At 70.9% G+C, this 11,307-nt stretch carries 12 protein-coding genes; 9 read left to right on the forward strand and 3 right to left on the reverse strand.

Translation table 11 applies throughout. The features are described from left to right. From BUB97_RS14025 to BUB97_RS14035, 3 genes are all read left to right on the forward strand, one after another. Nucleotides 1–1,140: a MotA/TolQ/ExbB proton channel family protein gene (locus tag BUB97_RS14025; protein ID WP_073135758.1), complete on the forward strand. Its 1,140-nt coding sequence runs from the start codon at nucleotides 1–3 to the stop codon at nucleotides 1,138–1,140. A gap of 16 nt (nucleotides 1,141–1,156) precedes the next feature. Next, the gene (locus tag BUB97_RS14030) at nucleotides 1,157–2,905 is read left to right on the forward strand and encodes a peptidoglycan -binding protein (RefSeq protein ID WP_073135761.1); all 1,749 of its coding nucleotides are present in this window, start codon (nucleotides 1,157–1,159) and stop codon (nucleotides 2,903–2,905) included. Between the two features lie 287 nt (nucleotides 2,906–3,192). Beyond that, entirely contained in the window at nucleotides 3,193–3,432 is a 240-nt protein-coding gene (locus BUB97_RS14035; RefSeq protein WP_139281346.1) for a hypothetical protein, read from the forward strand. Here BUB97_RS14035 and BUB97_RS14040 read toward each other — a convergent pair. Beyond that, the gene (locus BUB97_RS14040) at nucleotides 3,429–3,761 is read right to left on the reverse strand and encodes a DUF1491 family protein (protein ID WP_073135766.1); all 333 of its coding nucleotides are present in this window, start codon (nucleotides 3,759–3,761) and stop codon (nucleotides 3,429–3,431) included. The two genes, BUB97_RS14035 and BUB97_RS14040, sit on opposite strands and share 4 nt — an antisense overlap. 126 nt (nucleotides 3,762–3,887) lie before the next feature. Here BUB97_RS14040 and BUB97_RS14045 point away from each other — a divergent pair, with 126 nt between their 5' ends. From BUB97_RS14045 to BUB97_RS14055, 3 genes are all read left to right on the forward strand, one after another. Beyond that, nucleotides 3,888–4,151 carry a hypothetical protein gene (locus BUB97_RS14045; RefSeq protein ID WP_073135768.1) on the forward strand — a complete coding sequence of 88 codons (264 nt, stop codon included), beginning with the start codon at nucleotides 3,888–3,890 and terminating at the stop codon, nucleotides 4,149–4,151. A 122-nt stretch (nucleotides 4,152–4,273) separates the two neighbouring features. Beyond that, nucleotides 4,274–4,678 (forward strand): hypothetical protein, encoded by a 405-nt coding sequence (locus tag BUB97_RS14050; protein ID WP_073135770.1) that lies wholly within the window; start codon nucleotides 4,274–4,276, stop codon nucleotides 4,676–4,678. 58 nt (nucleotides 4,679–4,736) lie between these two features. Then, a complete protein-coding gene (locus tag BUB97_RS14055) occupies nucleotides 4,737–5,075 on the forward strand; it encodes a hypothetical protein (RefSeq protein WP_073135772.1) in 339 nt (112 codons plus the stop codon). Nucleotides 5,076–5,145: 70 nt separating this feature from the next. On the opposite strand, the gene BUB97_RS14060 is transcribed toward BUB97_RS14055, so the two are convergent. Next, on the reverse strand, nucleotides 5,146–6,132 hold the full coding sequence (locus tag BUB97_RS14060; RefSeq protein WP_073135774.1) for a ketopantoate reductase family protein: 987 nt from the start codon (nucleotides 6,130–6,132) through the stop codon (nucleotides 5,146–5,148). Beyond that, complete coding sequence (locus tag BUB97_RS14065; protein WP_073135776.1) at nucleotides 6,129–7,322, reverse strand: M20 metallopeptidase family protein; 1,194 nt, start codon at nucleotides 7,320–7,322, stop codon at nucleotides 6,129–6,131. The genes BUB97_RS14060 and BUB97_RS14065 overlap by 4 nt, the downstream gene beginning before the upstream one ends. Before the next feature lie 302 nt (nucleotides 7,323–7,624). Here BUB97_RS14065 and BUB97_RS14070 point away from each other — a divergent pair, with 302 nt between their 5' ends. The 3 genes from BUB97_RS14070 (at nucleotide 7,625) to BUB97_RS14080 (ending at nucleotide 11,304) form a co-directional block, all read left to right on the forward strand. Next, nucleotides 7,625–8,245, forward strand: coding sequence for a tripartite tricarboxylate transporter TctB family protein (locus tag BUB97_RS14070; protein WP_073135778.1), 621 nt, complete (start codon nucleotides 7,625–7,627; stop codon nucleotides 8,243–8,245). 30 nt (nucleotides 8,246–8,275) lie between these two features. Beyond that, nucleotides 8,276–9,775 (forward strand): tripartite tricarboxylate transporter permease, encoded by a 1,500-nt coding sequence (locus BUB97_RS14075; protein WP_073135780.1) that lies wholly within the window; start codon nucleotides 8,276–8,278, stop codon nucleotides 9,773–9,775. Nucleotides 9,776–9,882: 107 nt separating this feature from the next. Next, nucleotides 9,883–11,304 (forward strand): mannose-1-phosphate guanylyltransferase/mannose-6-phosphate isomerase, encoded by a 1,422-nt coding sequence (locus BUB97_RS14080; RefSeq protein ID WP_073135783.1) that lies wholly within the window; start codon nucleotides 9,883–9,885, stop codon nucleotides 11,302–11,304. The last annotated feature ends 3 nt before the right edge of the window (nucleotides 11,305–11,307 follow it).

Below are 11,307 nucleotides of genomic sequence, written 5' to 3' on the forward strand. Positions count from 1 at the left end.
ATGACGAGCCCGACCCGCTATCTCCTCCGCATGGCGCTCTTCCTCGTCCTCGTGGCGGTGGTGGGGGGCCTGCTTTTCGGGGAGCTGCGCCACGCCTTCGCGGTGAACCCGGTGCTGAACGCGCTGATCCTTGGCGTGCTGCTGCTCGGCACGGGCTGGTCCATCCGGCAGGTGATGCTTCTCAAGCATGAGGTGGATTGGCTGGAGGCCTTCCGCTCGCCCAAGCCGGGGCAACCCGCCCAGCCCGCGCCCCGGCTGCTGGCGCCCATGGCATCCATGCTGGCCTCCCGCCGATCGGAGCGCCTCTCCCTCTCCACCGGGGCCATGCGGAGCGTGCTGGACGGCATCGCCTCCCGCCTCGACGAGCAGCGGGAACTGCTCCGCTACATGACGGGCCTGCTGATCTTCCTCGGCCTGCTCGGCACCTTCTGGGGGCTGATCCTGACCATCGGATCGGTCTCGGACGTTATCCAGAACATGTCCGTCGGCTCGGGCGACGTGACGACGCTGTTCAACCAGCTCAAGAGCGGGCTGGCCCAGCCGCTGCAGGGCATGGGGGTAGCCTTCTCCTCCTCCATGCTCGGCCTCGCCAGCGCGCTGGTCCTGGGCTTCCTCGACCTGACGGCTGGCCAAGCGCAGACGCGCTTCTACAACGAGCTGGAGGAATGGCTGGCGGGCGTCACCCGCCTCTCCTCCGGCGTGCTGGGCGAGGGCGGCGCCGACGGCGGCTCCGTCCCGGCCTATGTGCAGGCGCTGCTGGAGCAGACCGCCGAGAACCTGGAGGGGCTACAGCGCATCCTCACCCGCGGGGAGGAGCGCAGCGCGCAATCCGGACGTGCGCTGGAAACGCTCGCCGAGCGGCTTTCCGTGCTGACAGACCAGATGCGCGCCAGCCAGGTGCTGATGCAGCGCGTGGCCGAGAGCCAGTCCGGCCTCGCCCCCACCCTCCAGCGCCTGGCCGAGGCCGGGGAGCACGAGGCGGCCTCGCGCGGGCATCTGCGGAACCTGGAACTCTACCTCGCCCGCCTGCTGGAGGAATCCGCCCAGGGGCGGGCGCAGTCCACCCAGGAGATCCGCTCGGAGATCAAGGTCCTGGCGCGCACGATCGCCGCCCTGGCCGAGGCGCCGCCGCCCTCATGAGGCAGGCGGGCACCCCATGGCGCTAGGAAGCTCCCGGCGCGGCCAGCGCGAAGGGCTGAATGCCTGGCCCGGCTATGTGGACGCGCTGGCCACGCTGCTCATCATCATCATCTTCGTCCTGCTGGTCTTCGTGCTGGCCCAGGGCTTCCTCTCCGTCGCCCTCTCCTCGCGCGACCGGGCGCTGGACCGGCTGAACCGGCAGGTGGCGGAGCTGGCGGAACTCCTCTCCCTCGAACGCGGCAGCGCCGAGGAGCTGCGCGCCGCCCTCGGCCGCGCCCAGGAGGAATCGCGCTCCGCCGCCGCCGAACGCAACGACGCCCGCCGCGACCTCGCCGCCCTGCGCGGAGAGGCCGGGCGCAGCGCCACCGCGCGCGACGCGCTGCGCGAGGAACGCGACCGGCTCGCCGCCCGCCTCTCCGATGCCGATCTGTCCGCGCGCGGCAACAACGAGCGCATCGCGAGCCTCGAGGCGCGGCTGGCCGAGGCGCTGTCGGGTGCCGAGGCCGCGGGCGCGGACACCGCCCGCACGGTCCGCGGCCTGACCGAGACACGCCGCGCCCTTGCCTCCGAGCAGGCCGCCCGGCAAGGCGCCGAGCGCAGCCTGACCGACACCCGCGCCGCGCTGGAGGCCGCGCGGCGCGAACTGGCCGGGCTGCGCCAGGAGATCGCGCGGCTGGACCAGCAGACCCTGACCGACCGCGGAACCATCGAGGCCCGCCTCTCCGACATCGCGCGGCTGAACGAGCAGGTCCGCGCGCTCACGGCCCTGCGCGACCAGGCGGAGCAGCAGGCGCGCAACGCCCTGGCCCGGCTGGGCGAGGAGGAAGGCCGCCGCCGCGCCGCCGAATCCGCCACGGCCACGGCGGAAACCGGCACCGCCGAGGCCAACGCCGCCCGCGAGGCCGCCGCCCGCGCCGCCACCGAGGCCAACCGGGCGCGCGAGGCCGCCGAGGCACGATCCGCCGAGGCCCAGCGCGCGCGCCAGGCGGCCGAGACGGCGGTGGCCGAGGCCACCCGCGCCCGCGGCGCCGCCGAAACCATGCTGGCCGAAGCCAGCCGCGCGGCCCGCACCGAGAACGAGGCCCGGCGCGCCGCCGAGGCGCAGTCGGGCGAGTATGCCCGCCTCGCCGAAAGCGCCCGTGCCCAGGCCGCCCTCCTGGCGCAGCAGCTCGACGCACTTCGCGCCGAGCTCCGCCGCGTCGCCGCCGCCCTGGACGCCCAGGAGGCCCAGGACCGCGAGAAGGACGCGCAGATCGCCAATCTCGGCCAACGCCTGAACGCCGCCCTCGCCGCGCGGGTGGAGGAGCTGCAGCGCTACCGCTCGGACTTCTTCGGCCGGCTGCGGGACGTGCTGGGCGACCGCCCCGAAATCCGCGTCGTGGGCGACCGCTTCGTCTTCCAGTCCGAGGTGCTCTTCCCCATCGGCAGCGCCGAACTGTCCGACACCGGGCGCGAACAGATCGCCGATGTCACGCGGCTGCTCATCGACATCGCGCAGCGCATCCCGGAAGGCACGAACTGGGTGCTGCGGGTGGACGGCCACGCCGACAACTCCCCCATCCGCCCTGGGGCGCGCTACGCCACGAACTGGGAACTCTCCTCGGCCCGCGCCATCGCGGTGGCGCAGCTGATGATCCAGAACGGCCTTCCCGCGAACCGGGTCGCCGCCACCGCCTTCGGCGAGTTCCAGCCGATCGACACGGCGGATACGCCCGTGGCCCGGGCGCGCAACCGGCGCATCGAGCTGCGTCTGACTGACCGGTGATTCCGGGGTTCTGGGCTGACGGTTTGTCCCGGGGAGAGGAAGAAGGAATTCTTCCTCTCCCCGGGCCCCTCACCATCATCTTCTTTTAGGAATTTGGAATCACTCGGCTCACGGTGCGCCTCGGGTCACGGACCCGAGGCGCCTGCAAAGGCAGAAGAGGCGCCCCAACCAGAGCCCCCTTGATCCGGGGCATCCACGGCAGTCAGACGGGGTTCCAAGGGCCTCAGGCCCTTGGCGGGTAAAGGGTGGAGTCCTTCTCAGGCCCGGCGAAGGACGGGAGCCGCGCGATGAAGCCCGAAGACGCTGCCGCCGTTGCCGCTAGGAATGCCGAGGAAGTGGAGCGCGCCAAGCAGGCGGATAAGCCCGGTGTGCTCGGCGACACGGCCACGCAGATGGACAGCCTGGATACGGTGCTCCACCTCGCCAGCGATGTCGGGGGCTTCCTCTGGGACGGCGCCTGCACCATGGGGCGCGGCGTCGGCGCGGTGTGCGAGGCGGTGGACAGCGTGATCCCGAAGCTGGACTAGAGGATCACCGCCTCGAAGGGTGGCAGCAGGTCCGGCGTCTCGAATTCCAGCACCCAGAGGTCCGGGTCGCGCTTCACCTGGCGCGCCACATAGGCGTCCACCGTCGCGTCATCGACCGGCGCCGCGCCTGTGGCGCGCAGCCAGGCCGGGCGGCCCATCGCGTCCCGGGTCTGGGAGAGCGCGACCAGCCCTTCCCGGCCACGCAGCACGCAGAGAATGCCGCCGCTGTCCGGATCGCCCTTTCGCAGCACTGTGCCCGGGCGCCCGGCGGCATCCCCCATGCGCAGCGCCATCGAGGCCCAAAGGCCTGTCTTCACCCGTGCTTCCATGCTGCACCCGTGCCACGCCGCGCCCGCCGCGCGAAGGGGGCTTGATGCAGAGCCGCGCCCACGCCATTCCATCGCCCGCCCGCCCGCGTTCATGCGGCCGAAACCCCGAATTCCGGAAGTACCCTCATGGCCGCCCAGACGCCGCCGAAGTCCGGCACCGCCCCCCGCATGACCGATGCCCAGCGCGCCTATGAGGCCCGGCGCGCCGCCAAGGCCGGCATGACGCTGGAGAAGTGGCTGGCCGCCAAGGAGAAGGAGCGGGAGGAGGAGCGCCGCGCCGCCACCCAGGACACGGCCCGCCGCGCCACCGAGACCTCGCCGGCGAAGAAGCGCGGCTTCTTCCAGCGCCTGCTGGAGAAGGCGCAGCAGCCGCTGAAGGGCTCGCGCTGAGATCCGACGGGCTGGTCGCGGCGCATGCCGATTGGTCCGCCCCGGCCCTCGCCGGCGGCGAGCCGTATCGGCTCTGGCCTTTCGAGGGGCCGCTGCACGGGCTCCTCGCCCCTGGCTCGGCCGTGCTGGCCGAAACCTATCCGGCCGAGGCGATGCGGCAGCTCGGCATCCGGCTCCCCGGCAGCAAGCGGTCCCGGCCGGCCCGCCTGGCGGCCGCCAGCCCCCTTCATGCGGGCATGGCGGGGCTGAGGCTTCTCCCCGCGCCCGCCCTGGCCGCCGAGATCGCTGGCGGATTCGGCGCGGATGCGGCCGGGGAGGACCGGTTCGACAGCCTTCTCGGCCTGCTCTGCCTTGTTTCCGTGATCGAGGGTGCGCGGCCGGATTTCATCCCGGACGACCCCTGGATCCGGCGCTGGGAGCGCTGGGTTCTCGGGCAGACCGCCCTGCCCCGCCCTTCCGCTCCGAAGGCGGGGTCACCATATGGGGAGGGCATCGGGAGCCACGATGTGACCCCGCGCCTGCCATAATCCGGCACCGGTTCGCGGCCAGACTGCTCCCACTGACCAGCCCTGGAGGGCCCATTCGATGAACAAGTTCCGAGGCCTCGTCCTGGCCGGTGCCGCCGCCGCGGCCCTGGTTGCCGCTGCGCCCGCCGAGGCGAATGGCTGGCACCGCCGCGGCCCGAGCGGTGGCGCGGTGGCTGGCGCCGTGATCGGTGGCTTGGCGCTGGGTGCCCTGGCCGGGGCGGCCATCGCCGCGCCGCCGCCCCCCGTCTACTACGCGCCGCCTCCGCCGCCGGTCGCCTATTACGCACCGCCGCCGCGCGTCTACTACGCGCCGCCGCCGCGCGCCTATTACGCACCGCCGCCGCCGCCGGCCTATTACGCGCCGCCGGTGGCCTACCAGCCCTACTACCGCTGGTAAGCGGCATCCGCGATCAGGCCGGGCAGGCTTCCTGCCCGGCCTTTTTCATGCCCGGCGCCCCGGCCCCGGATCAGGACGGCGGCTTGTACTGGCCGGTGACTTCCGCCGCCTTCCTCGCCAGCCCGACCAGCAGGTCCAGCACCGGCGTCTTCACCCCCGCCATCCGCGCCAGGGCGAGGGGCTGGAGCAGCATGGCCTCCATCTCGACCGGCCGGCCCGCCTCCATGTCCTGGAGAATGGAGGGCTTGTGCGCGATGCGGGAGGATGCCTCGACCCGCGCGGCGGGGTCGAAATCCAGTTCAATGCCGAGGCCACGAGCGATGGCGGCCCCCTCCGAAAGGCCTTCGAGCGCCGCCTGCCGGAGAGCGGGCTCGGCCAGGGTCGCCGCGATCCCCTGGCGGGAGAGCAGGCAGAGCGGCCCGAAGGAGAGGTTGGAGACAAGCTTCAGCCAGACCTCGCGCCGTATGTCCGACGCCACCGGGCAACCCATGCCCCCGGCCTCCAGAAGCCCTGCCAGCGCGGCCGTGGGTTCGCTCGCACGCCCGTCCAGTTCGCCCAGGATCACCTTGCTCGAGGCGTTCTCCACCTCGATGCAGCCGGGTTCGGTGACAGTGCAGGCGGAATAGACGACGCCTCCGATCGTGCGCTCCACCCCCACGGCGCGGCGGATGGCGCCGCCGGGGTCCAGCGCCGGCAGGGCGGTACCGTCCAGCGCGCCGCCATGGCGGTCGAAATACCACCAGGGGATGCCGTTCATCACGAAGGCGACCGGCGTGTCCGGCCGGAGCAGCGGGGCGATGGCAGCCGCGACGCCGGGCAGCTGATGGCCCTTCACGGTCACCACCACGGCATCCTGCGGACCGAGCTCCGCCGGATCGGCGCTCGCGCGGGGGCGGCATTCGAAGGTGGCGTCCTTCGCCACCACGGTGAGCCCGCGCTCGCGGATGGCGCTGAGGGTGGCGCCGCGCGCCACCACGCTCACCTCCGCCCCGCCGCGCGCCAGCCGGCCCGCGACATGCCCGCCGATCGCCCCGGCGCCGAAGACGCAAACCTTCATGACAGGATCTCCAGCGCGGCGCGCGACAGCGCCTGGACGCCAAGGGGAATGCAGGCCTCGTCCGGCTGGTAGCCGGCATTGTGCAGCTTGTCCGCCCGCCCCGGCGCGCCGGAGCCGATGCGGAGCTGCATGGCGGGGACGAGGTTGGCGAATTCGGCGAAATCCTCGCTGCCCATGCTCGGCGCCCCCTCCTTCGGAGCACGGCCGAGCTGGGCCGAGACGGCGGCCACCACCTTCTCCAGCACCTCATCGTCGTTCACCAGCGGCGGCACGAGGCGACGGTAGTCGAGCGCGCATTCCACCCGCAGCCCGACCTCGAGCCCGGCGCAAAGGCGGCGGATGGCCGCCTCCGCCACGTCCCGCGTGCCGGGGTCCAGCGTGCGGACGGTGCCCTTCAGGTGAACCCGTTCGGGGATGATGTTGTAGGTGGTGCCGCCGCTGAACATGCCGATGGTGACCACCGCCGGGCGGATCGGGTCCACCTCGCGGCTGACCACGGTCTGGGCCTGGGCGACGAAGCTGGCGCCGGCCACGATCGGGTCCACCGCGGATTCGGGATGGGCGGCATGGCCCGAGCGGCCGCGGATAACGAGGTCGAACCGGTCGGAGGCGGCGAGGCAGGAGCCACGGGCGAAGCCGGTTTCGCCGACCGGCATGTCCGGGTGGTTGTGGAAGCCCAGTGCCATGTCGAAGCCCTCGGCCGCGCCGTCGGCGATCATCGCCGCCGCGCCTTGCAGCGTCTCCTCGGCCGGCTGGAAGACCAGGGCCACGCGGCCGGCGAGCATGGGGGCGAGATCCCGTAGCACCTCGGCCACACCCAGCAAGGTAACTGTATGGATATCATGCCCGCAGGCATGCATCTTCCCCTCCACCGTGCTGGCGAAGGGCAGGCCCGTTTCCTCATGGATCGGCAGGGCGTCCATGTCGGCGCGGATGGCCAGGGTCGGGCCCGGCCGTCCGCCCTCGATGAACCCGACCACCCCGGTGCGGCCGAGGCCCGTGCGGTGCGGAATGCCGAGACGGGAGAGTTCCGCCGCGACGATTCCCGCCGTCCGCACCTCCTCGAAGGCCAGTTCCGGATGAGCGTGGATGTCGCGCCGGATCGCCGCGAGCCCCGGCGCCAGAGCCGCCGCCGCTGCGGCGATCCGCCGTCCCGGTTCATTGATTCCCGTGGCCTGAACGCTCGTCATGGCACCAAATCTCGCAACGATGTTGCGCTGCATCGTAGGTGAAGAAGCATCCATGACAAGCGGGGCCGCAATCTCAAGCTTGTGGCATCGCCCGCCGCCCCATAGGTTGCGCCTCTCTCTCTTTCGGGAGGCACGTCCCGCACGAGGACGAGGGCGCGAAAACGTGCCGGCCGTGGCACCCGCCGGGCGCTCCATCAGGAGCTGCCCAGACGGGGTCCACGGCTGGGACCATATGCGCTCCCGCCCCGTGCAGCCGCGCCCCCGTTTCGTTTGATTCTTGAGGGACCAGGGGTGGAGAGTTCATGAAGATCAGCACGAAGGACCTATGGGCCGGGGGACTCCTGATGTTCCTGGCCATTCTGGGCCTGTTCATCAACGGCGGCTTCCTCGGGATCGGCCTGGAACAGCACACGCTGGGCAGCGCGCGGCGCATGGGCCCGGGCTACATGCCGATGCTGGTGTTCTGGCTGCAATTCGCCCTGGGCGCGTTCGTCTTCATCCTCGCCCTGACGAATGGGCCGGACCCGCTGGAGCGCTGGACGAAGCTCGATTTCACCACGCTCGCGATCGGCGTCGCCGTCGGCTTGATCATCTGGCGCGTGATGGAGAGCATGGGCATCAGCACGAACTACGTGCAGGTGGGCGTCGCCTGCTTCGGGGCGCTCTGCATCCTGGCCATTTCGCCGGCCTGGCGGCCGCTCGGCCTCGTTCTCGCCTCCTTCGCCATCTTCGCCCTGCTGCTCGAGCCGCTGGGCCTCATGCTTTCGATCGCGGCGCTCTGCGTCGTCTCCGCAGTGGCCGATCGTGACCACAACCCGATCAGCGTCGCGGGGATGACCGTCTTTCTCTGCGTCCTCTGCTGGTTCGTCTTTATCTACGAACTCGATATCCGGGTTCCCCTTTGGCCGACGATCTTCGGTTAAGCGCCAGGAAAGAAAGGGCCGAATAAACTCATGGAACTCTTCGCCAACCTGGCGCACGGCTTCGGCGTCGCGCTGTCGCTGGACAACCTGCTCTTCGCGCTACTCGGCGCGCTGATCGGGACGGCCATCGGCGTGCTGCCCGGCATCGGGCCGGTCGCCACCATCTCGCTGCTGCTACCGATCACCTTCGGCCAGCCCGCGACGACCGCCATCATCATGCTCGCCGGCATCTATTACGGCGCGCAGTATGGCGGCTCCACCACGGCCATCTTGCTCAACCTGCCAGGTGAGGTTTCGTCGGTCGTCACGGCGCTCGACGGCTACAAAATGGCCCGCAACGGCCGTGCGGGCGCGGCACTGACCATCGCCGCTCTCGGTTCCTTCTTCGCGGGCTCGGTGGCCACGCTCGTGGTCGCGGCCTCCGGCCCGATGCTGACCTCGGTGGCGCTGTCCTTCGGCCCGGCGGACTACTTCTCTCTCATGCTCCTGGGCCTGATCATCTCGGCCGTGCTGGCGCAGGGCTCCGTCCTGAAGGCCATTGCGATGGTGGTGCTCGGCGTCGCCCTCGGCCTCGTCGGCACGGATGTGCAGACCGGCCAGCAGCGCTTCACTTTCGGCGTGCCCGAGCTTTCCGACGGCCTTGGCTTCGTCTCCATCGCCATGGGCATCTTCGGCCTTGGCGAGATCATCCTGAACCTTGAGCGGCCCGAGGCGCGCCAGGTGATGTCCGGCAAGGTCGGCAGCCTGATGCTGACGCGGGAGGAATTCCGCCGCTCGGTCCCCGCCGTGCTACGTGGCACGGCGATCGGCTCGGTGCTCGGCATTCTGCCGGGTGGTGGCGCCTCGCTCTCGGCCTTCGGCTCCTACATGCTGGAGCGGAAGATCTCGAAATACGGGCACACGCTCGGCACGGGTGCGATCGAGGGCGTGGCCGGTCCGGAATCCGCGAACAACGCGGCCGCCCAGACCTCCTTCATCCCGCTGCTGACCCTCGGCATCCCGGCCAACGCCGTGATGGCGCTGATGGTCGGCGCGCTGATCATCCAGGGCATCCAGCCCGGCCCCCGCATGGTGGAGGCCCAGCCGGACCTGTTCTGGGGCCTGATCTGCTCGATGTGGGTCGGCAACCTGATGCTGCTCGTCATCAACCTGCCGATGATCGGCATGTGGGTGAAGCTGCTGCAGGTGCCTTACAAGTACCTGTACCCTGCCATCCTCGTGTTCTGCGCGATTGGCGTGTACTCGCTGAACAACTCGGTCTTCGACGTCTACCAGACCCTGTTCTTCGGCATCCTCGGCTACATCTTCAGCAAGCTGCACATGCCGGCCGCCCCCCTCCTCATCGGCTTCGTGCTTGGCCCGATGATGGAGGAGCATCTCCGCCGCGCCATGCTGCTCTCCCGCGGTGATGTGGGCGTGTTCATCGAACGCCCGATCAGCGCGACGCTGCTGGCTCTGGCCGCGATCGTGCTGGCCGCCATGGCCCTGCCCGCCCTTCGCAGCGGCAAGGACAAGGCGCTGGCGGAATAACTCTTCCGCCGCTGGAATGAGGAAGCCGTCCCGGGTGACCGGGGCGGCTTTTCTTTTGGGGGACGCTCCGTTAGTTCCGGAGGTCTCTCGACCATATCGGAAGCCCCATGCCCCAGGATCGTGTTGTGCCCGTGGTGTTGTCTGGCGGGGTTGGCACGCGTTTGTGGCCGTTGTCGCGGGAGGGGTATCCGAAGCAGTTCTGGCCGCTGACCTCGGGGCAGAGCATGCTGCAGGAGACGGTGGGGCGGGCGACGGGGCCGGGTTTCGCGGCGCCGATGGTGATCTGCGCCGAGGCGCACCGCTTTCTCGTGGCCGAGCAGCTGCGCGAGGCCGGGGTGGCCGGTGGGCGGATCGTGCTGGAGCCGGCCGCGCGCAACTCGGCGCCCGCCATCGCGGCGGCGGCCTTGCTGGCGGCGGAGGAGGATCCGCACGCCCTTCTCTGGGTCATGGCGGCCGATGCCGCCATCCAGGACCTGCCGGCACTGCATGCGGCGCTGGAGCGGGCGGCGGCGGCGGCGCGGGCCGGGCATATCGTCGCCTTCGGGATGCGCCCCACCCGTGCCGAGACGGGCTTTGGCTATATCGAGGCCGGCGCGGCGCTGGCCGATGCGCCGGGGGTCTCGGCCATCGCCTCCTTCATCGAAAAACCCGACCTCGCCCGGGCGCAGGCCCTGCTCGAAGGGGGTAGGCACCTGTGGAATGCCGGCATGTTCGTTGCCCGCGCCGCCAGCCTGCTGGCCGAGCTGGAGCGGCTGCAGCCGGAGCTGGTGGCCAGCGTCCGCGCCGCGGTGGACGGGGCCAGCCGCGACCTCGACTTCGTCCGCCTCGGCCCCGCCTTCGCCGGCGCCCCCTCCATCTCGATCGACTATGCGGTGATGGAGCACACCGCCCATGCCGCGGTGGTGCCGGCCGATCTCGGCTGGTCCGATGTCGGCTCCTGGGACGCGCTCTGGCAGGTCTCGCCCAAGGACGGACGGGGCAACGCCACCCAAGGCCCGGTGGAGCTGCTGGACGCCGACCACTGCTATGTCCGCTCCGAGGGCATCCTGACCACGGTGGTGGGGCTGAAGGATGTGGTGGTGGTCGCCACCGAGGATGCGGTGCTGGCGCTGCACCGCGACCGCGCCCAGGACGTGAAAAAGCTGGTGGACCAGCTCAAGGCCAGGAAGCGCCCCGAGGCGGCCGCCCACCGGCGCATGTACCGCCCCTGGGGCCACTATGAGGGGCTGATCCAGGGCGACCGCTTCCAGGTGAAGAAGATCCTTGTCCGCCCGGGCGAGAAGCTCTCCCTCCAGAAGCACTACCACCGCGCCGAACACTGGGTGGTGGTCAACGGCACCGCCATCGTCGAGCGCGACGCCGAGCGCATCCTCCTGCGCGAAAACGAGTCCGTCTACCTGCCGCTGGGCTGCGTCCACCGCCTGGAAAACCCCGGCATGATCCCGCTGACCCTCATCGAGGTCCAGTCCGGCGCCTATCTCGGCGAAGACGACATCGTCCGCTTCGAGGATACATACGGGCGCGCGTGAGGG

Origin of the sequence: Muricoccus roseus (genome assembly GCF_900141905.1) — a bacterium.
Classification (GTDB): Bacteria; Pseudomonadota; Alphaproteobacteria; order Acetobacterales; family Acetobacteraceae; genus Roseomonas; species Roseomonas rosea.

Excerpts from the sequence above, each read along its gene's own strand:
- BUB97_RS14025 (WP_073135758.1), top strand. The coding sequence starts at position 1 with ATGACGAGCCCGACCCGCTATCTCCTCCGCATGGCGCTCTTCCTCGTC.
- BUB97_RS14030 (WP_073135761.1), top strand. The coding sequence starts at position 1,157 with ATGGCGCTAGGAAGCTCCCGGCGCGGCCAGCGCGAAGGGCTGAATGCC.
- BUB97_RS14035 (WP_139281346.1), top strand. The coding sequence starts at position 3,193 with ATGAAGCCCGAAGACGCTGCCGCCGTTGCCGCTAGGAATGCCGAGGAA.
- BUB97_RS14040 (WP_073135766.1), bottom strand. The coding sequence starts at position 3,761 with ATGGAAGCACGGGTGAAGACAGGCCTTTGGGCCTCGATGGCGCTGCGC.
- BUB97_RS14045 (WP_073135768.1), top strand. The coding sequence starts at position 3,888 with ATGGCCGCCCAGACGCCGCCGAAGTCCGGCACCGCCCCCCGCATGACC.
- BUB97_RS14055 (WP_073135772.1), top strand. The coding sequence starts at position 4,737 with ATGAACAAGTTCCGAGGCCTCGTCCTGGCCGGTGCCGCCGCCGCGGCC.
- BUB97_RS14060 (WP_073135774.1), bottom strand. The coding sequence starts at position 6,132 with ATGAAGGTTTGCGTCTTCGGCGCCGGGGCGATCGGCGGGCATGTCGCG.
- BUB97_RS14065 (WP_073135776.1), bottom strand. The coding sequence starts at position 7,322 with ATGACGAGCGTTCAGGCCACGGGAATCAATGAACCGGGACGGCGGATC.
- BUB97_RS14070 (WP_073135778.1), top strand. The coding sequence starts at position 7,625 with ATGAAGATCAGCACGAAGGACCTATGGGCCGGGGGACTCCTGATGTTC.
- BUB97_RS14075 (WP_073135780.1), top strand. The coding sequence starts at position 8,276 with ATGGAACTCTTCGCCAACCTGGCGCACGGCTTCGGCGTCGCGCTGTCG.
- BUB97_RS14080 (WP_073135783.1), top strand. The coding sequence starts at position 9,883 with ATGCCCCAGGATCGTGTTGTGCCCGTGGTGTTGTCTGGCGGGGTTGGC.